The 20448-nt window shown below is 65.1% G+C and carries 21 protein-coding genes; 6 read left to right on the top strand and 15 right to left on the bottom strand.

Annotation, left to right across the window (positions count from 1 at the left end):
* Positions 1-12 precede the first annotated feature (12 nt).
* Complete coding sequence (locus ACR0CU_RS16075) at positions 13-1005, top strand: hypothetical protein (RefSeq protein WP_170448534.1); 993 nt, start codon at positions 13-15, stop codon at positions 1003-1005.
* Here the strand turns inward: ACR0CU_RS16075 and ACR0CU_RS16070 are convergent.
* Genes ACR0CU_RS16070 through ACR0CU_RS16050 form a run of 5 tightly spaced genes read right to left on the bottom strand, consistent with a single transcriptional unit; the run spans position 1002 to position 4971 of the window.
* Positions 1002-1598 (bottom strand): GNAT family N-acetyltransferase, encoded by a 597-nt coding sequence (locus ACR0CU_RS16070; protein ID WP_367647603.1) that lies wholly within the window; start codon positions 1596-1598, stop codon positions 1002-1004. The genes ACR0CU_RS16075 and ACR0CU_RS16070 overlap by 4 nt on opposite strands.
* A complete protein-coding gene (locus ACR0CU_RS16065; RefSeq protein WP_170448535.1) occupies positions 1595-2854 on the bottom strand; it encodes a molybdopterin-binding protein in 1260 nt (419 codons plus the stop codon). The genes ACR0CU_RS16070 and ACR0CU_RS16065 overlap by 4 nt, the downstream gene beginning before the upstream one ends.
* A gap of 20 nt (positions 2855-2874) precedes the next feature.
* Positions 2875-3384 carry a molybdopterin-guanine dinucleotide biosynthesis protein B gene (mobB, locus tag ACR0CU_RS16060; protein WP_170448537.1) on the bottom strand — a complete coding sequence of 170 codons (510 nt, stop codon included), beginning with the start codon at positions 3382-3384 and terminating at the stop codon, positions 2875-2877.
* Positions 3381-4037, bottom strand: coding sequence for a molybdenum cofactor guanylyltransferase MobA (gene mobA, locus ACR0CU_RS16055; RefSeq protein ID WP_170448539.1), 657 nt, complete (start codon positions 4035-4037; stop codon positions 3381-3383). The genes mobB and mobA overlap by 4 nt, the downstream gene beginning before the upstream one ends.
* Positions 4027-4971, bottom strand: a complete 945-nt coding sequence (locus tag ACR0CU_RS16050) for a formate dehydrogenase accessory sulfurtransferase FdhD (protein ID WP_254437623.1) — start codon at positions 4969-4971, stop codon at positions 4027-4029. The genes mobA and ACR0CU_RS16050 overlap by 11 nt, the downstream gene beginning before the upstream one ends.
* On the opposite strand from ACR0CU_RS16050, the gene ACR0CU_RS16045 reads away from it, so the two are divergent.
* Together ACR0CU_RS16045 and ACR0CU_RS16040 are read left to right on the top strand one after the other, a co-directional pair.
* On the top strand, positions 4970-5686 hold the full coding sequence (locus ACR0CU_RS16045) for an AzlC family ABC transporter permease (protein ID WP_170365451.1): 717 nt from the start codon (positions 4970-4972) through the stop codon (positions 5684-5686). The two genes, ACR0CU_RS16050 and ACR0CU_RS16045, sit on opposite strands and share 2 nt — an antisense overlap.
* Positions 5683-6015: an AzlD domain-containing protein gene (locus ACR0CU_RS16040; protein WP_170342269.1), complete on the top strand. Its 333-nt coding sequence runs from the start codon at positions 5683-5685 to the stop codon at positions 6013-6015. Before ACR0CU_RS16045 ends, ACR0CU_RS16040 begins: the two co-directional genes overlap by 4 nt.
* Here the strand turns inward: ACR0CU_RS16040 and ACR0CU_RS16035 are convergent.
* The 7 genes from ACR0CU_RS16035 to ACR0CU_RS16005 all read right to left on the bottom strand — a co-directional run bounded on the left by ACR0CU_RS16035 (position 6004) and on the right by ACR0CU_RS16005 (position 12535).
* Positions 6004-6636 carry a hypothetical protein gene (locus ACR0CU_RS16035; protein WP_170440261.1) on the bottom strand — a complete coding sequence of 211 codons (633 nt, stop codon included), beginning with the start codon at positions 6634-6636 and terminating at the stop codon, positions 6004-6006. The genes ACR0CU_RS16040 and ACR0CU_RS16035 overlap by 12 nt on opposite strands.
* Positions 6637-6652: 16 nt before the next feature.
* Complete coding sequence (locus ACR0CU_RS16030) at positions 6653-6787, bottom strand: aa3-type cytochrome c oxidase subunit IV (RefSeq protein ID WP_093963530.1); 135 nt, start codon at positions 6785-6787, stop codon at positions 6653-6655.
* A 91-nt stretch (positions 6788-6878) separates the two neighbouring features.
* Entirely contained in the window at positions 6879-7439 is a 561-nt protein-coding gene (locus ACR0CU_RS16025; protein ID WP_170529973.1) for a hypothetical protein, read from the bottom strand.
* Positions 7426-9264, bottom strand: coding sequence for a glycerophosphodiester phosphodiesterase family protein (locus tag ACR0CU_RS16020; protein ID WP_170448543.1), 1839 nt, complete (start codon positions 9262-9264; stop codon positions 7426-7428). The genes ACR0CU_RS16025 and ACR0CU_RS16020 overlap by 14 nt, the downstream gene beginning before the upstream one ends.
* A 64-nt stretch (positions 9265-9328) precedes the next feature.
* The gene (locus ACR0CU_RS16015; RefSeq protein ID WP_170448545.1) at positions 9329-9781 is read right to left on the bottom strand and encodes a DUF6173 family protein; all 453 of its coding nucleotides are present in this window, start codon (positions 9779-9781) and stop codon (positions 9329-9331) included.
* Between the two features lie 4 nt (positions 9782-9785).
* On the bottom strand, positions 9786-10832 hold the full coding sequence (locus ACR0CU_RS16010; RefSeq protein ID WP_170448547.1) for an MBL fold metallo-hydrolase: 1047 nt from the start codon (positions 10830-10832) through the stop codon (positions 9786-9788).
* Positions 10832-12535 (bottom strand): acyl-CoA dehydrogenase, encoded by a 1704-nt coding sequence (locus tag ACR0CU_RS16005; RefSeq protein ID WP_170448548.1) that lies wholly within the window; start codon positions 12533-12535, stop codon positions 10832-10834. The genes ACR0CU_RS16010 and ACR0CU_RS16005 overlap by 1 nt, the downstream gene beginning before the upstream one ends.
* 135 nt (positions 12536-12670) lie before the next feature.
* Here ACR0CU_RS16005 and ACR0CU_RS16000 point away from each other — a divergent pair, with 135 nt between their 5' ends.
* The gene (locus tag ACR0CU_RS16000) at positions 12671-13621 is read left to right on the top strand and encodes an L-threonylcarbamoyladenylate synthase (protein ID WP_170448550.1); all 951 of its coding nucleotides are present in this window, start codon (positions 12671-12673) and stop codon (positions 13619-13621) included.
* On the opposite strand, the gene ACR0CU_RS15995 is transcribed toward ACR0CU_RS16000, so the two are convergent.
* Complete coding sequence (locus ACR0CU_RS15995) at positions 13622-14176, bottom strand: YqgE/AlgH family protein (RefSeq protein ID WP_093963536.1); 555 nt, start codon at positions 14174-14176, stop codon at positions 13622-13624.
* 141 nt (positions 14177-14317) lie between these two features.
* Between ACR0CU_RS15995 and ACR0CU_RS15990 the strand changes: the two genes are divergently transcribed.
* Both ACR0CU_RS15990 and ACR0CU_RS15985 read left to right on the top strand, forming a co-directional pair.
* On the top strand, positions 14318-15130 hold the full coding sequence (locus tag ACR0CU_RS15990) for a protein-disulfide reductase DsbD domain-containing protein (protein WP_170448553.1): 813 nt from the start codon (positions 14318-14320) through the stop codon (positions 15128-15130).
* A gap of 4 nt (positions 15131-15134) precedes the next feature.
* Positions 15135-15566: an NUDIX hydrolase gene (locus ACR0CU_RS15985; protein ID WP_170445485.1), complete on the top strand. Its 432-nt coding sequence runs from the start codon at positions 15135-15137 to the stop codon at positions 15564-15566.
* Here ACR0CU_RS15985 and ACR0CU_RS15980 read toward each other — a convergent pair.
* Both ACR0CU_RS15980 and ACR0CU_RS15975 read right to left on the bottom strand, forming a co-directional pair.
* On the bottom strand, positions 15533-18934 hold the full coding sequence (locus ACR0CU_RS15980) for an efflux RND transporter permease subunit (RefSeq protein ID WP_170448555.1): 3402 nt from the start codon (positions 18932-18934) through the stop codon (positions 15533-15535). The two genes, ACR0CU_RS15985 and ACR0CU_RS15980, sit on opposite strands and share 34 nt — an antisense overlap.
* A 5-nt stretch (positions 18935-18939) precedes the next feature.
* On the bottom strand, positions 18940-20394 hold the full coding sequence (locus ACR0CU_RS15975; RefSeq protein WP_480643425.1) for an efflux RND transporter periplasmic adaptor subunit: 1455 nt from the start codon (positions 20392-20394) through the stop codon (positions 18940-18942).
* Positions 20395-20448 lie beyond the last annotated feature (54 nt).

The following is a 20448-nucleotide window of genomic DNA, read 5'->3' as shown; positions in this document are numbered from 1 at the left end:
TCGGAGCGCGCCATGTCGGGCCAAGACCCTGATCAGGACAGCAAACGCCCCACCTGGCTGGGCATCTATGACCGTCCGGGCCGACCGAGCGTCACCGGGATCGAGATTGCGGCCGCGGCCCTCAGCCTGATCTGGCTGGTGGTGGCCGTGGTCTTTCTGGTGCTGCCCGACCAGACGCAGGCCGGCGGTTTCATCGTGATGCTGCTGGCGGTGTTCATGCCGGTGGCGATGATCTGGGTCGCGGCGCTGGCCATGCGCGCCAGCCGCATCATGCGCGAAGAAAGCGCCCGGCTGCAGACCGCGATCGACGCGATCCGGCAGGCCTATGTATCGCAGCAACAGCGCTCGGCCAGCACCTACGAACCCGCGGTGGCCCGGAAACTGGATGAAATCGCCGCGGCCGCCCGGCACACCCAAAGCACGCTGGCCACGTTCTCCAGCAAGCGGCGGGATCTTGCGCCGCTGGCAAGACCTGCGGCACCCTCGGGCCAGACCTCGTTGGAACTGGGCACCCCGGCCGAAGAGATCACGACTCCTCTGCCCACCGACATTTTCATCCGCGCGCTGAACTTTCCCGAAACCGCCGAGGATACCGAAGGCTTCAACGCCCTGCGCCGCGCGATGAAGGACCGCAAGACCGCGCAACTGGTGCAGGCCGCCGAGGACGTGCTGACTCTGCTCAGCCAGGAAGGCATCTACATGGACGACCTGCGTCCGGACATGGCCCGCCCCGAGGTCTGGCGCCAGTTCGCCAAGGGCGAACGCGGGCGTGCGGTCGCCGCGTTGGGCGGTATCCGCGACCGGTCGTGCCTGGCGCTGACCTCGGCGCGGTTGAAACAGGACCCGATCTTTCGCGATGCGGTGCACCATTTCCTGCGCCGCTTCGACACCATGATCGCCGAGTTCGAACCTCAGGCCAGCGACGCCGACCTGACCGCTTTAGGCGACACGCGCACGGCGCGCGCCTTCATGCTGCTGGGCCGAGTGGCCGGAACGTTCGACTAGCCACCGTTGGGCACGACCCACCGCATTTTCGTGGCCGAACTGAATCCGAAAAGATGCTTGAACGGGCCGGTATAGTCCTGCCCGATCGCCTGAAACCCTTCGCGCTCGTACAGGGTCCGCGCGCGCGAGTTGGTGTCAATCACGTCCAGTTGCACCTCGTGCATGCCCAACCTCCGGGCCTCGTCCTTGATCGCCCGCAGCAGCAGGGTCCCGGCACCTTGCCCGCGCGCCTCGGTCGCCACGCATATGCCATCCATCTGGAACACGCCCGGCTTCAGGTCGCGCTCCAGAACGCTCAGGACAAGGCCCCGCCACAGGGCGCCGAACCAGCCATAGACCCAGGCCAGATCCGCCAGCCCGCCCTGCGTCAGCCCGCCGTCGCGGGTCTTGTACCCGGCCAGCCCCAGCATCCGCCCATCCGCATCCCGCGCCACAAGCGCGAAATCGGGGTTCAGCGCCCGTTCGAAAAAGGCCAGCCCGCGCGCATCCGGCCCCATGACACGCGACAGCTTGCCCGAGAATGCCTGCCAGAACAGCGCGGCCGCCCGTGCGCGCTCATCGGGGTCAAACCCGCGAGAGACCGAAACCGTCACAGGCCGAAACTCCCATAGGGTATGAACCGAACCGGGTCTCCGGGCTGGATGTCCAGCGGGCCGTCCGGCAGTTCGACCAACCCTTCGGCCCAGCTGACCCCGCTGATGCGACCCGACCCTTCCGAGTGAAACACCTCGACCCGGCCGTCGCGGACCCGGGCGCGCAGGTATTCGCGGCGGCCCGGTTTCTTGCGCTTGGCGAACGCGGCGGGCAGGTCAAAGGCCTGCGGCTGCCGCCACCCCTCGCCCGCCATCAGGCCCAGCGCGGGCCGGGCAAAGATCAGGGTGCAGACCATCGCCGCCACCGGATTGCCCGGCAGGCCGAACACCGGCGTGCCCTGCCACAGGCCCAGCGCCAGCGGGCGGCCCGGCTTCAGCGCGATGCGCCATTCCTGCAAGGCCCCCGCCGCGCGCAACAGGGCCGAGACATGATCCTCGTCCCCCGCCGAAGCGCCGCCGCTGGTCAGGATCGCGTCGGTCTGTTGCGCGGCCTGGTCCAGCCGGTCCCGCAGCGCGGCCCGGTCGTCGCCCACGCGGCCCAGATCGACCGCCACAAAACCCATCTGTTGCAGCATCGCCAACAGCATCGGGCGGTTCGCATCATAGATCTGACCCGGCCCCGCGGCCTGACCCGGATCACGCAATTCATCGCCGGTGGACAGAACCCCCACGCGCAAGGGGGCGCGGACCGGGACCTCGACCACGCCCACCGCCGACAGCAGCGCCAGATCGGCGGGTGTCAGGCGTCGCCCGGCCGGCAAAGCCAAGGCGCCGGCCTGCACGTCTTCGCCGGCCTTGCGCGTGTTGGCGCCGGCCTTCAAAGGCCCGTTGAAGGCGATGTGGCCGTCCTGCACGGTCACGTCCTCTTCCAGAATGACGGTATCCACCCCCTCGGGCAGCGGCGCACCGGTCAGAACGCGCAGCGCCTGCCCCTCCGGCACGGCCCCCGCGAACGGCACGCCCGCCGCCGCGCGCCCCTGGGCCAGCGGCAGGACATGCGGGCCCTCGGGCCGACCACCGGCAAAACCGTACCCGTCCACCGCCGTGTTGGGCAGCGGCGGATTCGACCGTTGCGCGATCACGTCCTGCGCCAGAACGCGCCCGCAGGCTTGACCAACGGGCAGGGTCTCGACGCCGGCCACCGGGTGCAACCGGTCGCGCAGCAGGGCCAGCGCGTCATCGACCGGGGTCCATTCGACCCCCGGCGGCAAGGCGAAACAGTCGTTTTTCAGCGGTGGAGGCGCGATCTTCGGCATGGTCCGGTCCTCGGGCATGGTCAGGGGCTTGGCCGCCGCCCCAAGCCGACCTCGGCCAGGATGAAATCGGCAATGGCAGGCGTGTCGTTCAGATCAAAGACCGGGCGGTCCAGATCCAGCGGCGTGTCGCTGGCCACCGCGCGGATCGTCGGATCGTCGACGGCAATCAGCGGGTTTCCGGGCTGGGCACGAAAAGCCTCGACCTTGGGGTGGCGCGCGCGCTTGTACCCCTCGACCAACACCAGATCGACCGGGGACAGGCGCGCCAGAAGGTCGTCCAACGGCGGCTCGGGCGCGCCGCGCAGCTCTTGCATCACGGCGATGCGGCGGCTGGATGCCAGCAGAACCTCGGATGCCCCGGCGGTTCGGTGGCGATGGCTGTCGGTGCCCGGCTGGTCCACGTCAACTGCGTGGTGAGCGTGTTTGACGGTCGAGACACGGAACCCGCGCCCGGTGATCTCGGCCACCAGCCGCTCGACCAGACCGGTCTTGCCCGCATTCTTCCAGCCGGTAACGCCGTAGACCCTCATGCCTGCTCCAACAGGTGCTGCGCCCGGATCAGATCTTCGGGCGTGTTGACGTTGAAGAACGGATCGAACAGGTCGGCCGGAAACAGCGCCTCGCGCCCGTCATGGCGGTCGGTCCACAGGACCACCTTGCGCAACCCGTCCGTCAGGGCCGCGCGCAGATCATCGCGCAGCGCCACGGGCCAAAGGCCAAAGGTCGGGTGCCGGTTCACCCGACGGCCACCGCCGGATTTCAGCGCCTCGTCACCCGTGCGCGGCGTGGTGGCCAGAACCAGCGGGTGAGCCTGCCCCTGCGCCGTCCGCGTCAGCCGGTCGACCAGATCGCGCGGGAAGAACGGCGTGTCGGCGGCAGCGGTGACGATGCAATCGGCGCCCTGCCCCGCTGCCCAATCCAACCCGGCCAGAACGCCCGCCAACGGCCCGGCGTAACCCGCGATGCTGTCCGGCAGGACCGGCAGGCCAAGATCGGCAAAGCGCGCAGGGTCGCCATTGGCGTTCAGCGCCAGCCCGGCCACCTGCGGCGCCAACCGGTCGATCACATGCGCCAACAGGCTTTGCCCCCCCAGTTGCAGAAACCCTTTGTCTCCGCCGCCCATCCGCGTGGCCAGACCTCCGGCCAGTATGACGCCGAGGGGGCGTGATGCTTCAACTTCCATCGGCGCTTTTCCTTCGATGCTTCCTGTCCTCGACCGGGACGGTGGCCGGGTCCGCGTCGCGCAGCAGCCGGTCTTCGCCCGACAGGCAGACGAAACGTTGGCCGCGCATCCGGCCGATCAGGGTCAGGCCGACCTCGCGCGCGATTTCGACGCCCCACGCGGTAAATCCCGACCGCGAGGCCAGAACCGGGATGCCCATCATCGCCGTCTTGATCACCATTTCCGAGGTCAACCGCCCGGTCGTGTAAAGGATCTTGTCGCCGGCCGCCTCGCCTTCGGACAGCATCCAGCCGGCGATCTTGTCCACCGCGTTGTGGCGGCCCACGTCCTCCATGTAGACCAGCGGGCGGTTTTCGCGGCACAGAACCGTGCCGTGGATCGCCCCGGCCTGCAAGTACAGCGACGGCGTGCGGTTGATCTTGGCCGCCAGATCATACAGCCACGAGGTGCGCACCTGAACCTGCGGCAGGCGCACGCCTTCCAGCCCCTCCATCATGTCGCCGAACACCGTGCCCACCGCGCAGCCGCTGGTGCGGGTCTTTTTCTTCAGCTTGTCCTCATAGGACGTTTCGCGGGCCGTGCGCACCACCACGGTTTCCAGATCGTCATCGTAATCGACACGCGTGATCTCGTCATCGGGGCGCAACATGCCCTGGTTGCGCAAAAAGCCCAGCGCCAGATATTCGGGGTAGTCGCCGATGGTCATCGCGGTCACGATCTCTTGCGAATTGAGGAAGATCGTCAGCGGGCGCTCCTCGACCACCGAGATGCGGCTGACCTCGCCGTTCTGGTCCACCCCTTCGACCGCGCGGGTCAACCGCGCCGCGCCGGGATCGGGGGCGATGATGTATTCCGACAGATCGACTTCGGTGGCCAATTGCAACCCTCTCTCTGACCCGCTACTGCTGCGCAGACCACCATAGGATCTAGCCATGGCAACCTCCACATCCAAGTCATACTATTGGCAGGGTTTTCGCGACGGGACCCCGTTCATCTTCGTGGCGGTGCCATTCGGTACCCTGTTCGGCGTCTTCGCGACCGAGGCGGGCCTGAGCATTCTGCAGACCATGGTGTTCACCGCAGCCGTATTTGCAGGCGCCGCGCAGTTTGCATCGCTGCAGCTGCTGCAGGACGGCACACCCACGGCCATCATTCTGGTTTCGGCACTGGCCGTGAACCTGCGGATGGCCATGTATTCAGCGTCTTTGACGCCTTATCTGGGCGCGGCGCCCCTGTGGCAACGGGCCTTTGCCGCCTATCTTACGGTCGACCAATCCTATGCCTGCTCGATCGTCCAGTTCGAAAAGGAACCGGACATGTCGGTTCCGCAGCGCATGACCTATTTCATGGGGTCGGTTTCGCCGCTGGTGCCCATGTGGGTACTGGCCACCTTTATTGGCGCCTACCTGGGAACGCAGATCCCCGATAGCTGGGCACTGGATTTCGCGCTGCCGATCACCTTTCTGGCCATGATCGGCCCGATGATGCGCACTCCGGCCCATGTGGTCGCGGCTCTGGTCGCTATCGTCGTATCGCTGCTATGCGTAGCAATCCCCTACAATCTTGGCCTGCTGATCGCGGGCTGCGCGGGCATGATGGCCGGTGCGCAGGCCGAAGTGATGCTGGAACGCAGAAAGGTAGCGTCATGACCACCCCCGATCAGACAACGGTCTGGACGATCATCGTCGGGCTGGCGATCGGCAGCTATGCCCTGCGCTTCGTGTTCATCGGCTTTGTCGGAGACCGTCCGTTGCCGCCATGGTTGCTGCGGCATCTGCGCTATACGGCGGTGGCCATCCTGCCGGCCCTGATTGCCCCTCTGGTCATGTGGCCCACGGCCACCGAGGGCCAGCCGGACCTGCCGCGCATGGCCTCGGCCGTGGTTGCCCTGAGCGTCGGGTTGATCACCAAGAACGTGCTGGCCGCCATCTTTGCCGGGGCCGGCACGCTGTATGGTCTGCTGTACCTAGTTGGTTGAAGCCGCTTCCAGCTGGTTGAGCGCGGCGTTGTTGGCCGCCAGCCCCGCCTGCAGATCGGCGCTGTCGTTTTCACGGTATTCGGTCGTTACGACCCCCGGAAGCTGCCCGAACTGATCGGACAACTTGACCGGGTAGAAGGTGGTCTGGATCTGCTCGAACCCGGGAACCTGCTGCAGCAGCCGAGCAGTCGAGTTGGCGCAGTAGGCGCCCGCAACCGGTCCGGACTGCTTGGCCAGCTGATAGGCGATCTCGGCCTGTTGGGATGTCACCTGGATGGTCTGGATGCGCGCATAATGCGTTTCGCGTGCGTGCGAGCTGCGATAGGCACGCTCGACCGCGGGGGTGATGCCGTACAGCACGTCATCCTTGATCGGCACCACGTCGGCGCGGAACGACCCGGCGGGGTCGAAAATTACCCGCTCGCTGGCGCTGATCATCAGCGAGGTATGCGCGCCAGACCCCGTACGCGTGTTGATCATCGTGTACAGGGTCAGCGTTGAGGGCCCCGGGTCACGGTAGGATCGCGCAACGATCTCGGACTGGTCGGCCTGAGGGCGCTGCGACGTGGCACAGCCTGCGACGGTTACTGCCAGCAGGCAGGCAATCAAGATGCGAAACATGACCCGTCAGTCCGGCTTATGCCCCGAAGATCGCAAGAAACAGGGCAATGAAGCAGATCACCACGACGCTGTAGGTGGTGAATTTGATGAACCCGTTGAAGGTTTTGGTCTGGACGGTGATGTCCATCTCGCCGTGCTTGTGTTCAGCCATTTCGAAAGATTCCCAATTCGCGTGTTTGCCGGTTTGGATAAATCATATTTTCCGGCCTGTCACGACGTCAATCGCGCGCAGGTGCCCGAGTTCAGTTGCCCGCAGCCTCATCGGTGGCGAAAACCGAGCAGCCGGGATACCCGAAGCCCCACCGCCACGGCAGGCCGGTGCAGGGACCACCCCCGAATCGGACGGCCATGAACATCGCCTCGGCGGTGATTGACATGGCCGACTTCACCTGCTCGGGCGTCATGTCGTATTGCGTGGCATAGTCCTGCGCATGCACGGCTCCGAATTCCTTGACGCAGGCGCGCAGGGCGCGGTCAGCCTCCAGCCGGGCGTCGAAACTGGCGTCGGCGGACGTGGCACCCCCGGCGGTGTGATACGCGCGATCATGAGTCACACAGCATGACTCCCACGGCGGGTGGCTTTCGTAAACGGCGCGAAATCTGGGAAAGGTCTCTGCCACCAGCCGCCAGCTGGACGACATGCCCCCCGAGCAGCCATCGGTTTCAAACGCGCTCAATGGTTGCCCGACAGATTGCGCGATCAAAGCCCGATGCGCGGGCATCTCGACGCCGCGCATCAGATCCTGCGCCGAAGCCGACCCGGCAAGGCAGGCGAGCAAAAGACCGAAGCTAGGGGCTTTCATCGCGCATCGCCTCGGTATCGACCGACAGGCCGAAGGTCGTGGCCAGCCACAGCAGCAAGCGCTCGCCCGGCTCCATCTCGGCGCGGACACGCAGCACTTCACGCGCCATGGCCGGGCGGTCGGTGATCAGACCGTCGACACCCATCGAGGCCATCGACGACATCTGCAGCGGGTCATTCACCGTCCAGACATAGATTTCCTTGCCTGCATCATGGACCGAGCGGATCAGCCCGGGCGTGACCATCCCGGCATTCACCGCGACGAAATCGCCCTCCAGCCCGGTCAGATCGCCCACCGCCGTCGCGGCCAGAACGCCGGCGCGCCAGTCCGGGCGTAACGCCTTCATCTTCTGCACCGCCGGGTATTTGAGCGACATCGTGGCGATGTCCTGCACCATCCCAAATTCTTCGACGATGGCGGCCACGCGGTTTTCCAGGTCGACATCATGGCCATAGTATTTCAGTTCGATGATGACCTTGGATTTGCCCTTCGCGGCCTCCAGAACCTCGCGCAGGGTCGGGGTACGCTGATCGGCATATTCGGGGTCGAACCAGCTGCCGATGTCGATCTGCGCCACATCCTCCATCGTGGCATCCCAGACCTTGATATTGACCCCGCCCAGCTTCATGAAGTCGCTGTCATGGGCCACGATCACCTCGCCGTCGGCGCTTTCCTGAACGTCGATCTCGACCCAGTCGGCCCCGTCTTCGATGGCCTTCAGCACCGCAGCCATGGTGTTTTCCGGCCGCAGCGCCGCCGCTCCCCGGTGGCCGATCACGTCGGCATGATCGGGTGCCGAAATCTGGTCCAGTACGTCCTGGCTGAACCAGATCCCGGCCAACAAGGCCACAACGGCCGCGGCAACGGTCACCAGAACCGGGGCGCGCAGGTTTCCAGCTTCGGGGTGAGGCAGCTCTGCCGCGCGAGGTTCAAAAAACCCATCCAGCAGAACCGCCAGCGCGCCCAGCGCCACCGCCGCCAGCACCAATCCGGCCAGAGACCACAGCCCGGCCACCAGCAGGCTGAGCGTTAGGGCAAACCGCAGGTTCGTGCCCTGTTCGAGAGGTACAAGGTGGAACAACAGGCTGGCCAAGGCGGCAATCAGCGCAGCAATCGCCAGACGTACGGCCAGCCACAGTGCCAGTTCGATCTTCAACCGGCCGCGCTTGCCCTCCATTCGGCCGGCGCTTTCGGCAAAGGCGTCCGAGGGCGCAATTCCCTCGAACAGCACCAGATGCAGGGCGAGCGCCCAGGCCGACAGGCGGCGGATCAGCACCCAGGCCAAAGCCAGCACCACCAGCCCGATCAGCGCGACGGCCACCTGGAAGGCGGGCGGATGGAAGGTCAGGTAATAGTTGATGTCGTATTCGGTCAGCGTCCACCACGCGATCAGGCCCGCGACCGCCACGAAGGGCACCGCCAGAACAAGCACCCGCAGGATGAAGCGCACCGCGAAGGAAAACAGCGTCGGCAGGCGCGACAGGATCAACCGCAAGGCCGACCCGCCGGCCCTCCACGGGTCGCTCTCGCCCATCCTGAGCGATCCGGCCATGACCGAAAAGACGAACACCTCGGCCAACAGGAACAGGCCCAGAATGACCACCGCCGCCACGAAGCCAACCGGCGACAGGATGAACATGGCGATGTCCTGATCGGTCAGCGCAGTTTGATCGGACAGCATCACCGCCAGGTTCACGGTGAAGGCCACGCCGGGTGCGATCAGCGCGATGAGCAGCAGACGCACCGCCAGATAGATGGGAACAAAGGTCCGGCGTCGGGCCCAGGCCCCGCGATAGGCATCTGTTACGGTTGAGAAATGTGACACGCCGGCCCCCTTTGAATGCTGAATTCATTCAAGGCCGCGCAGATGTGAATTGCAAGCGTGACGCTCAGCTTTCCTCAAGCTTGGCCGCGAGGCGGAAGCCGATCCGGTTGGCAGGCTTGTCCTCGACCGTTTTGGGCAGGGCGCGCAGCATGACGTTCAGCTGGCTGACATGCTGCACCAGCTGGGTGCGTGCGCCCGAACCGTCCGAGCCGTAGAAGGTGATCACGTCGGGGTCGAAATACCCCATCCCCTCGATCCGCATCACCCCGGCGTCACCGCCGGTAAAGCCCATGGCGACCTCGTGATCGGCATCGAGCGTTTTTTCAAAGTTCTGGATGTACAGGATCAGCCGTTCATACGCCCATTGGGCGGGGCTTTTGCTGTCGACCGGCTGGCGCAGGGGTTCGGGCAGGTCCTTGGTGCCCGACGTGCTGTCCGGGTCGGCATGCACCTCGTAGCACCGGGGCAGAGCTGCCGCTTCGGCGGCCTCGGCCGAGGTTTCGATCTTGTCCTGCATCGTCTCAACCTTTGCGCTGATACACCCATGCGCCGTCTTCACGGCGCGCCCGGGTCACGGCTCCAGTGTGATAAAGATGGTTCAGATGCGCAACCGCCTCGACCAGCGCAAGACCGTATTCGCCGTCGCGGATGGGGCGTTTGAACAGGGTCACGAAACAATCCGACGCCGCCTTGGGCGCGTCCAGATCGTCCAGCAGGCGTGCAAGAGCGCCGTGATGGTTCTCGATCAGTTGCTTCATGCGGATCGGCAGGCCGACGAAGGGCAGTTTGTGCCCCGGCAATACCACCTGATCGGGCCGTGCCAGCTGTTGCAGGCGCTCGCAGGCCTCCAGCCAGTCGGACACCGGGTCGGCCATCGGTTCGGTGGCATAGACTCCCAGGTTCGGGCTGATCGAGCTGAGGATCTGGTCGCCCGAAATCACCAGGTTGTCGTCGCGGCTCCAGAACGTGGCGTGTTCGGGGGCATGGCCATTGCCCATATGCACGTCCCAGTCGCGCCCGCCCATGCGGATCACGTCGCCCTGCTTGATGCGGACAAAGCCCAGAGGCATCGGATAGACCGTGTCGGCAAAATTGAAGGGCCGCTCAGACATGCGCTTGGCCAGGATCTCGGGGGCCATGCCGGCGCTGCGGTAGAATTCCAGCGTCTCTTCCGGCCAGCTCTCCTGCACGTCCAGCGTCAGCATTCGCGCAAACAGCCATGCGGTGCGGCTCGAAACCAGATCGGCGCCGTGCTCCGACTGGAACCACCCGGCATTTCCGACGTGATCCGGGTGGTGATGCGTGACCACCACGCGGGTCACCGGTTTGCCCGCAAGCGGCCCGGCCATCAGGTCGGACCACAGACCGCGCGTCTTTTTCGATGAAATCCCGGTGTCGATCACCGTCCAGCCATCGCCGTCTTCCAGCGCGTAGACGTTGACGTGGTCCAACGCCATCGGCAGCGGCAGGCGCATCCACAGCACGCCCTCGGCGATCTCGGTGGCTTGTCCGGGCGCGGGCGGCTCGGGCCAGGGATGGCGAAACGTCGGAGGCCGCGCGCCGTCCATCACGCGACCAGTTCGTCAGCGCTGAGCGCGAACAGGTCTCCGGCTCCGATCTGCGCCTGATCCAGCAGGCCCGCGTATTCCGGCAGGCGCGCGGTGATGTAGTACCGCGCCAGCTTGGCGCGCGGACCATCCGGATCGGCCAAAGCGGCGATCAGGTGGTAATGCGCACCCAGCACGCAGGCAAAGGCGTTCAGATAGGCCATGGCCCCGGCAAAGCGGTTGTTCATGTCCTCTTGCGCCACCAGCCACTCGGTCGCCTCGCGCAGGGATTCGGTCGCCTCCCATACCGGGCCGGCCAGCTCGGGCACGGTGGCGCGGGCGCGCTCGGCATGATCTTCGATCTCGTCCAGCAGGCGGGCGGCGGCTTCGCCCCCGTCCATCATCTTACGGCCAACAAGGTCCATGGCCTGAATGCCGTTGGTCCCCTCGTAGATCGCGGTGACGCGAACATCGCGGTAATACTGCGCGGCGCCGGTTTCCTCGACATACCCCATGCCACCATGCACCTGCAGGCCGGTCTCGGACACGCGCATGCCGGTCTGGGTGCCGAAAGCCTTGCAGATCGGGGTCAGCAGGGCCGCCCGCGCGGCCCAGTCAGCATTGCCGGTGGCCTTGGCCATGTCGATGGTCGCGGCATTGGCCAGCATGATCGCACGGGCGGCGAACAGGTCGGCCCGCATGTCCATCAGCATCCGGCGCACATCGGCATGATCGATGATCGTGCCCGAAGGCGTCTTGCCCTGCTTGCGCTCCAGAGCATAGGCCAGCGCGTTCTGATAGGCGCCCTCGGCCGCGCCCACGCCCTGCCCGCCGACGCCGAGGCGCGCGTTGTTCATCATGGTGAACATGGCGGCCATGCCCTTGTGTTCCTGGCCAACCCGCCAGCCCTTGGCGCCGTCATATTGCATCACGCAGGTGGGCGAGCCATGCAGGCCCATCTTGTGTTCCAGCGACACCACCTTCAGGTCATTGGCCACACCCGGATTGCCGTTTTCATCGGGGATGTACTTGGGCACCAGGAACAGGGAAATCCCCTTGGTCCCCGGCGCGCCATCGGGCAGACGGGCCAGAACCAGGTGGCAGACATTCTCGCAGAAGTCATTGTCGCCCCACGAGATGTAGATCTTCTGGCCGGTGATCGCATAGGTACCATCGCCGTTGGGTTCGGCCTTGGACGTCAGCGCGCCAACGTCCGACCCGGCCTGCGGTTCGGTCAGGTTCATCGTGCCCGACCATTCGCCCGACATCAGCTTGGGCAGGTACAGCGCCTTGAGCTCTTCGCTGGAGTGGTGTTCCAGCGCCTCGATCTGACCCTGGCTCATCAACGGTGCCAGCTGCAGCGACAGGCAGGCGGCGCTCATCATCTCGTTCACGGCGGTGGTCACGGTCATGGGCAGGCCCATGCCGCCGTATTCCGGGTCGCCGCTCATGCCGATCCAGCCGCCCTCGGCGATCGCCTTCCAGCCGTCGGCATAGCCGGGCGAGGTCCGCAGAACCCCGTTTTCCAGCCGCGCGGGGTGCAGATCGCCGGGGCGCTGCAGGGGGGCCATCACCTCTTCGCACATCTTGCCGGCCTCGGTCAGGATGGCGCTGACCACGTCCGGGGTGGCCTCGGCGAATTTCTCGGTCGCGGCGACGTCCTTGAAGCCCACGACGTGGCCCAGAAGGAACTCGTAATCGGAAATAGGCGCGCGATATGGCATGGTTTCCCCCGGAAATCCTGTGTTGGTCGCATTGTCGGGCTTGGCTTCCACGGCCCGCGTCGGTATTCATCTAAGCTTGTTCGATTACCTATCCGTCCCCCTGTTGCAAGCAACCAAAACGCCGCGTCACCACCCATGATCCCCAACAGCACGCAATATCTGGATGCTGATCCCGCCGGGATTGCAGCCGCGGCCAACCTGCTGCGCCAGGGACTGCTGGTCGCCTTCCCGACCGAGACCGTCTACGGGCTGGGCGGCGACGCCCGCAACGGCGAAGCCGTCGCCGCGATCTACGCCGCCAAAGGGCGACCCAGTTTCAACCCGCTTATCGCGCATGTCGCCTCGGTCGAGGCCGCCAAACGCTATGTCGAGTGGTCGGACAATGCCGAAAAACTGGCAGCTGCGTTCTGGCCCGGTCCGCTGACGCTGGTGCTGCCGCTGCGCGCAGGGCATGGCGTGTCCTCGCTGGTGACGGCAGGGCTGGAGACGCTGGCCGTGCGGGTGCCAGCCCACCCAACCGCGCGCGCATTGCTGAGCGCAGTTGACGGACCCGTCGCTGCCCCATCGGCAAACCCTTCCGGTCGGATCAGCCCGACCACTGCGGCGCATGTGCGCGCAGGTCTGGACGGTCGGATCGCCGCTGTGCTGGATGACGGACCCTGTTCGGTCGGGTTGGAATCGACCATCGTGGGCTTGGCCGGCAGCCCCGCTTTGCTGCGGCCCGGCGGTGTCGCTCTGGAGCAGATCGAAACAGTTCTGGGCACGCGCCTGACCCGCCACAAGCCCGGAGATCTGCTGACCGCTCCGGGGCAGTTGCTGTCACATTATGCTCCGGATGCACCGGTGCGGCTGAACGCCACCGAGCGGCGCGGGGACGAGCTGCTGCTGGGATTTGGCAATGTCGATTGCGACCGCAACCTGTCTGCCAGGGGTGACCTGATCGAAGCGGCGGCAAACCTGTTTGCGTATCTGCACGAACTGGACGGTACGGGGCGGCCGATTGCCGTCAGCCCGATCCCTTCCGAGGGCGTGGGGGCGGCCATCAACGACCGCCTGCGCCGGGCCGCGGCGCCGCGCAACTCCTGATCAGGCCCGACCGGCGCTGGCCGACAGCGTCAGCGGATCGACACCCAGCGTGGCCAAGGCGGCCTCCCACTTTTCGTCGTCGGCAACGTCAAAGACCAGTTTCGATGTGGCATCGGTCGTCAACCAGCCATTGGCCGCGATCTCATCTTCCAGCTGTCCAGGCCCCCATCCCGAATAGCCCAGCATCAGCATCGAGTTCAGCGGCCCCTTGCCAGAGGCGATATCTTCGAGCACGTCCAGCGTCGCCGTCATGCTGAAATCGCCGGCCACGTGCAGCGAATGCAGATTTGCGTCGTAGTCCGCGCTGTGCAGGACAAACCCCCGGGACAATTCGACGGGACCACCAAAATGCACAAGGCGTTCTCCGACAACCGGGATGCGGCACGCGATGTTCAACTGTTCAAGCAGCGTCTTGATCCGCAAATCCGACGGTTTGTTCACGATCAGACCCATCGCGCCGTCATCGCCGTGGCTGCACAGATACACCACTGAATGATCAAAGCGCGGATCGCCCATGCCGGGCATCGCAATCAACAGTTTTCCAGTCAGATCCATCAAAAAACTCGTGCGGCTTATTCCCTTACAATGACCTTGCGGAAGCCGGATTGGCAAGGGATCACGCCTGAAATCCCGCGATTTCTGCCGGTGACCAGAACGTGACTTGGCAAACCTGCCCGCAAGTCGCATGTATGGATCATGAGATCGCTGTTCAAACCCGTCCTGACCGTTGTTTCAGCTTGTCTGGCCCTGGCCGCACCTGCGCAGGGGCAATCGATCGACTCGATCGTCCGGCTGGACGTGATCGATGGCGGCCAATCCGAGGATGGAACCTATCTCACCGCGATCCGGTTGGATCTGGAACCCGGATGGAAGACCTATTGGCGGGCCCCCGGTGACGCCGGCATTCCGCCTGAATTCGACTGGCGCCGCTCCGGCAATGTCGGCGCGGTTGCGATCACCTGGCCCAAGCCGCATGTCTTTGACCAGAACGGCCTGAAGTCCATCGGCTATGAAACCCAGCTGGTGTTGCCGGTTCGGATTACGCCCAAGGACGCATCCAAACCGGTCCGGTTGCGCGGCGAGGTCGATCTGGGAGTGTGCAAGGATGTCTGCATTCCCGCATCTTTGAAATTTGACCACGAACTGGACGCCGGCGCAGCAAGAAATCCGGCGATCGCGGCTGCGCTTGCGCAACGGCCCTTCTCTGCACGCGAGGCTGGCGTTACCGGCGCGGCCTGTCGCCTGAGCCCGACCGCGGACGGTTTGCAGGTTCAGGTACAGATCGACATGCCCTCGGCCGGTGGTGCCGAACTTGCGGTGATCGAACCGGGGAACCCGGCCCTGTGGGCCTCGCAGACTGAAACCAAGCGGCAAGGCAACCGGCTGACCGCCACGTCCGAGGTGATCAGCCCCGACGGTCAGCCCTTTGCGCTGGACCGGTCCGCCGTGCGGATCACGGTTCTGGGGACCAAACACGCGGTCGACATTCTGGGCTGCAGCGCGGGCTGAGCGGATGCAGCAGGTTCCCCGGATCGGCGCACTGGCGGTTGTCGTAGATCAGGGCCATGTCCTGCTGGTGCAACGCAGCAAGGCCCCCGATGCCGGTCTCTGGGGATTTCCGGGCGGCCATGTGGAGTGGGGCGAAACCGTCCTGCAGGCCGCCGCGCGCGAGCTGATGGAAGAAACCGGTATCGAGGCAACCCCGCAAGCGTATCTGGGCAACCTTGATCTGCTGGTCCGGGATGCGGCCGGACAGATCACCGCCCACTATTTGCTGGTCGGCGTGTCCTGCCGCTTCGGATCCGGCACTCCGGTCGCAGCGGATGATGCGCAGGATGCGCGTTGGTTCCCAATCCGGCAGGTGCTGGACCGCGACCTTGCCATGAGCGCCCGGGTGCCCGACCTTCTGTCTCAGGCACTGGCCCGGGATGAAAGCCTGACATAAAGCGCCCCGGACACGATCAGGCTGACGGCCAGAATGGCAACCGCACCGGCCGCGAACGCCCCCAGCCCCATTCTCAGCAACGCCAGACCGTCCTCGCCGCCGTACAGCCCGGACAGCACACCCAGCGGCGCGCCGGCCAGAACCGGCCAGACCATGGTGACCAGCAGCCAGAGGATCATCGCACCGCCCGTCCCCGCGGCCGCGACCCGGACCACCTTGTCCGGCGCCCGCAAGGCGCGGCGCATCGCCGTCATCGGGCGAGAAATATCACTCAGGATCGCCAGCAACGCGGGAACCAGGAGCAGCACCAGCACCATGCCGAACCCGAGCCCGTAGACCAGTGTGATCACCGTGGGTTTGAGGAATTGCGCCTGCTGCGACCCTTCGTACAGCAACGGGGCCAGCCCCATCACCGTCGTCAGCGTGGTCAGCATCACGGGACGCAACCGGTCAGCGGTTCCTTCTATGATCGAGGGCACCAGCCCGCGATCCTGCTGATACCCATCAATGGTCGTTATCAAAACGATCGAGTCATTGATGATGATACCGGTCATGCCCAACAGGCCGACGACCGTGAACATGCTTAGCGGAACGCCCCAGATGTAATGCCCCCAGATGGTGCCTACCAGACCAAAGGGAATGATCGCCATCACCACCAGCGGCCTTGTCCAACTGGCGAAGATCCACGCCAGAACAAGGTAGATTCCGGTCAGGCACAGGATCAGACCGGTACGCGCCTCGGTCAGGAACTCGTCCTCCTGTTCGCTCAGACCGGCCATGCGCCACTCGACCTGATACTCGGCGGCGATATCCGGCAGGATTTCCTCGCGCATGGCGCGGGTGATTTCCGCCGCCTGGGCCGGGTCATCCTCGGATATGTCCCCGTTCACTGCGATCACCCTCAGGCCATTTTCCCGGCGCACCGTCGAGAACCCCGACTCGCGCTTGACCGAGACGATGTCAGCCAGCGGGACATAAACCCCGTCCGGTGACCGCATCAACGTGCGTTCCAGGAAATCTGCGGTCAGCTCGCTTTCGGGCAGTTCGACCCGGATCTCGGCGCTGCGAGGACCGTCGGGGAATGTCGCCGCCTCGATCCCGTTCAAGCGGTGGCGCAGAACCCGGCCCAATGTCTCGATGCGGAAACCCAGCGCCTCACCCTGTGCCGTCAGATCCAGAATGTACTCTTCCTTGTCATAGGCCAGATTGTCTTCCAGCGCTGAAACCTCGGGGTATTTCGACAGTTCCGCCTGCAGGGCCTCGGACGCGGTTTTCAGTGTGTTCACGTCCGCCCCGAAAAGCTGAACGTCGATGGCATCACCACCCGGACCCGAGCGCCAGCCGCGGAACGTCAGCAATTCGACCTTGGGATGGCGCGGAACGAATTCCTGCAGCTCGCCCACGAATTCAAAGCTGGAATAAGGTCGCAGGTCGGCATCGATCAGCTCGATCGAGATACCGCCCAGCAAATCGCCATCCTTGCCATCGGCGGCGGACAGACCATAGCCGGCGCTGCCCCCGATCTCGGCCAGAACATAGTCGATCGGGTTGCGACCGTGGCGTTCTTCGTAGATCTGGCCCAGCTCTTCGGTGGCGCGCTGCAGAATGTGCATCATTTCGATCGTGTCGGCGCGGGTAGCGCCTTCGGCCATGATGAAATTGCCGGTGACCGATCCCCGCTCGGGCGCGTTGAAAAACCGCCAATTGACGTCGCCCTTGATGAACAGCGCTATCTGGCTGGCCAGAATGGCGATCATCAGGGCCACGACCACGTATCGCGCCCAGATTGCCCACGCCACCAAAGGTCGGAAAAGAGTGTCGCGCACCCAGCGAAAACCCCGGTTCACAACCCGGTTGGGCCAGTCATACCAGTGTTCCTTGGCCGAATGTGCAATGGCATGCGCCATGTGGTTCGGCAGGATCAGAAAACACTCGATCAACGATGCGATCAGTACAGCGATCACCGTAAAGGGAATGTCGCGGATCAGCTCTCCGAACCGTCCGCCAATGGCGGTCAGACCGAAAAAGGCGATCACGGTCGTGACCGTGGCCGCAAAAACCGGCATCGCCATGCGCCGGGCGGCGCGCTCGGCGGCAACGACCGGTGGCTCGCCCAGCCGGCGGGCACGGAAATCGGCGTGTTCCCCCACCACGATCGCATCATCCACCACGATACCCAGCGTGATGATCAGTCCGAACAACGAGACCATGTTGATCGACAGCCCGCCGATATACATGAAGGCGATGGCTGCCGACATGGCCACCGGGATACCGGCCGCTACCCAGAATGCGATGCGTGCGTTCAGGAACAGGAACAGCAGGCACACCACCAAGCCCAGCCCGACCAGCCCGTTGTCGATCAGAATGTCCAACCGGTCGGTGATGGCCTGCGCCCGGGTACGGATCAGCTCGACCGAGATACCATCCGGCAGGCTCGCCTGCATCTCGGCGACCACATCCTCGACCGTGTGCTGAATGTCGATCGCGTCACCCAGGTTCGACCGGTCCACCCGGACGGACATGGCCGGATTTTCGCCCACGAAATAGCTGCGATTGCGGGTAACGCCCTCGACCCGGATCTGCGCGACATCGCCGACCACCAGCTTGGACCCGTCCGGATAGGTGCGCAATGCGATGCGCTCGATCTCTTCCGGGGTGCGCTTTTCGACACCGGTGCGGATCCGGGCGTTTGCGCCCGTCACGTCCCCGGCCGGATTGGCCGTGACCTCGGCCGCAACCGCCGAGGCGATCTCGGACAGGGTGATGTCGTTGGCGATCAACTGCGCGGTGGGAACCTCGACCACGATACGTGGGGCCGCAAGGCCGCGGATCGTGGTCCGCGTCACACCGGCAGCGAACAGCCGATTGATCAACTCATCCGTGAATTTGGCCAGCTGCCCGGTCTCGATCGGGCCGGTGAGGACAACATCGGTCACCCGGTCTCGCCACGCGGCCCGCCGGATGGACGGTTCTTCGGCGTCCTCAGGCAGGTTGGTCACGCTGTCGACCGCGGTGCGTACTTCTTCGACGGCGCGGCTCATGTCCCAGTTGGGTTCAAACTCCAGCGCGATGCGGGCCGATCCTTCGCGAGAGGTCGACTCGGTGCTGGCAACGCCTTCGACCGCCAGCAATGCAGGTTCAAGGATCTGGACAATCCCGTTGTCCACATCCTCGGGCCCCGCACCATCCCATTCGACGTTGACATTGACCCGTTCCAGGATCACGTCCGGAAAGAACTGCGCCCGCATGTTCGGCGCCGAAGCCGCGCCAAGGACCAGCATGACCATCAGCAGAAGGTTGGCAATGGTCCGGTGACGCGTGAAATAGCTGAGGATGCCGCTGGCCGCGCCCGGGATCTCGCGCATCATGGCGCCTATCCCCCAGCCCGGTTTTCAAGCCGCCGCAACAGAGACGACGGCACCTTCGCCTCGCTCAACTGAGCAAGGACACGGGTCTTGGCGTCCTGGGACATGCGGTCGCTGGCCTCGACCTGCGCCACCAACCGCGCGCGGTGCTCGTCCGTCAGCTCGACCATGTCCGGCTCGACCGCGGCGCTGTCTTCGATGCGAACCGGGCGCACGCGGACCCCCGATCCCAGCAGCGGGGTCCGACCCACCACGACTTCGCGCCCTTCCAGCCCGGCGCCGCGCAGCAGAACTTCGTCCCCTTGCCGGCGCACCAGCTCGACCGGGAGCGTTTCCAGCCGGTCGTCGTCGCCCAGCACCAGCACGGTTCCTTGCGCATCCAGAACCGAAGACGGGAGACGCACGACATTATCCAGCGGCTGTTCCTCGACCGAAACGGTCACGAAATCGCCGGGCTTGAACCCCGGCGCGTCATCAAGCCGGGCATAGAGCAACCGGCCGGTCTGGCCCTCGCCGGCCGACCCGCTGTCGCGGCTGATCCGACCGTTGGCGCTCAGGTCCGTGCCCGTCACCTCAAGCGAGATGGTCACCGGTGCCGGGATCAGCTTGCCCTGATCGTCCAGCAACCGCACGTACTGCGCGGTCGAAACACGGAACGCGACCTCCAGCGCGAACGGGTCGACCAGTTCGGCCAGCTTTTCATTGGCCGTGACCAGGCGCCCTTCAACCAGCGTGACACCCGTCAGCGTCCCGTCGAACCGGGCGCGGATGGTCATGTCTTCCAGATCGCGTTCCGCCGATTCCAAAGCGATACGGGCCCGCGCCAGCAACGTCGTTGCCTGATCGACGCGGGACTCGGCCTGCGCCAAAGCGATACGGCGCGACAACACGGTCTGCCGGGCCGAGGCCGCGGCCAATTCGGCCTCTTCAACGCTGGCGGTCGCGCCCACGCCACGGTCCAGCAAATCCTTCTGACGCTGCAGGGCCCGTTCCCGCAGATCCGATTGGGACTCGGCGGCCTTCAATTCATCCTGTGCCAAAAGCAGGGCGCGTTCGGCATCGCGTTCTTCAAACTGGGCATCCAGCAGGTCCGACCGCGCCCGGTCCAGCGCCGCCTGCGCATCGGCCGGGTCCAGCTCGACCAGAACTTCGCCTGCGCGCACAACCCCTCCATCCTCGAAGTTTTCCGCCAGCCCGATGACGCGGCCGCCCAGCGCCGCCCGCAACTCCAGACGCCTGCGGCTTTGAACTTCGCCGAATGCTTCCAGATAGGGGGTGGCGGTTTGTGGCTCGGCCCTCTGAACCGTGACGGCGAACACGCGTTCGCGCGCCTGCGGGGGTTTGTTGTCGCGGGTCATGACCTCTTGCACTGCGCCGGTGATCATCTGCGCCGCGACAATCAACAGCGCAAGCATCAGGGATGCCAGAAAGACACCGATGAGGCTCTGCCGCAGAAATCGCATTGATCTTTCACTCCGGTTGCAACGGGACGCCGTCTATGAATAGGTAGCCGGGCC

It is taken from the genome of Ruegeria sp. BC2 (assembly GCF_056539245.1).
This window is presented reverse-complemented; position numbering and strand designations above follow the sequence as displayed.

Excerpts from the sequence above, each read along its gene's own strand:
- ACR0CU_RS16045 (WP_170365451.1), top strand. The coding sequence starts at position 4,970 with ATGGCAACCTCCACATCCAAGTCATACTATTGGCAGGGTTTTCGCGAC.
- mobB (WP_170448537.1), bottom strand. The coding sequence starts at position 3,384 with ATGAGGGTCTACGGCGTTACCGGCTGGAAGAATGCGGGCAAGACCGGT.
- ACR0CU_RS16000 (WP_170448550.1), top strand. The coding sequence starts at position 12,671 with ATGATCCCCAACAGCACGCAATATCTGGATGCTGATCCCGCCGGGATT.
- ACR0CU_RS16040 (WP_170342269.1), top strand. The coding sequence starts at position 5,683 with ATGACCACCCCCGATCAGACAACGGTCTGGACGATCATCGTCGGGCTG.
- ACR0CU_RS15975 (WP_480643425.1), bottom strand. The coding sequence starts at position 20,394 with ATGCGATTTCTGCGGCAGAGCCTCATCGGTGTCTTTCTGGCATCCCTG.
- ACR0CU_RS16075 (WP_170448534.1), top strand. The coding sequence starts at position 13 with ATGTCGGGCCAAGACCCTGATCAGGACAGCAAACGCCCCACCTGGCTG.
- ACR0CU_RS16025 (WP_170529973.1), bottom strand. The coding sequence starts at position 7,439 with ATGAAAGCCCCTAGCTTCGGTCTTTTGCTCGCCTGCCTTGCCGGGTCG.
- mobA (WP_170448539.1), bottom strand. The coding sequence starts at position 4,037 with ATGGAAGTTGAAGCATCACGCCCCCTCGGCGTCATACTGGCCGGAGGT.
- ACR0CU_RS16030 (WP_093963530.1), bottom strand. The coding sequence starts at position 6,787 with ATGGCTGAACACAAGCACGGCGAGATGGACATCACCGTCCAGACCAAA.
- ACR0CU_RS15985 (WP_170445485.1), top strand. The coding sequence starts at position 15,135 with ATGCAGCAGGTTCCCCGGATCGGCGCACTGGCGGTTGTCGTAGATCAG.
- ACR0CU_RS16035 (WP_170440261.1), bottom strand. The coding sequence starts at position 6,636 with ATGTTTCGCATCTTGATTGCCTGCCTGCTGGCAGTAACCGTCGCAGGC.
- ACR0CU_RS15995 (WP_093963536.1), bottom strand. The coding sequence starts at position 14,176 with ATGGATCTGACTGGAAAACTGTTGATTGCGATGCCCGGCATGGGCGAT.
- ACR0CU_RS15990 (WP_170448553.1), top strand. The coding sequence starts at position 14,318 with ATGAGATCGCTGTTCAAACCCGTCCTGACCGTTGTTTCAGCTTGTCTG.
- ACR0CU_RS16010 (WP_170448547.1), bottom strand. The coding sequence starts at position 10,832 with ATGGACGGCGCGCGGCCTCCGACGTTTCGCCATCCCTGGCCCGAGCCG.
- ACR0CU_RS16015 (WP_170448545.1), bottom strand. The coding sequence starts at position 9,781 with ATGCAGGACAAGATCGAAACCTCGGCCGAGGCCGCCGAAGCGGCAGCT.
- ACR0CU_RS16050 (WP_254437623.1), bottom strand. The coding sequence starts at position 4,971 with ATGGCTAGATCCTATGGTGGTCTGCGCAGCAGTAGCGGGTCAGAGAGA.
- ACR0CU_RS15980 (WP_170448555.1), bottom strand. The coding sequence starts at position 18,934 with ATGATGCGCGAGATCCCGGGCGCGGCCAGCGGCATCCTCAGCTATTTC.
- ACR0CU_RS16065 (WP_170448535.1), bottom strand. The coding sequence starts at position 2,854 with ATGCCGAAGATCGCGCCTCCACCGCTGAAAAACGACTGTTTCGCCTTG.
- ACR0CU_RS16005 (WP_170448548.1), bottom strand. The coding sequence starts at position 12,535 with ATGCCATATCGCGCGCCTATTTCCGATTACGAGTTCCTTCTGGGCCAC.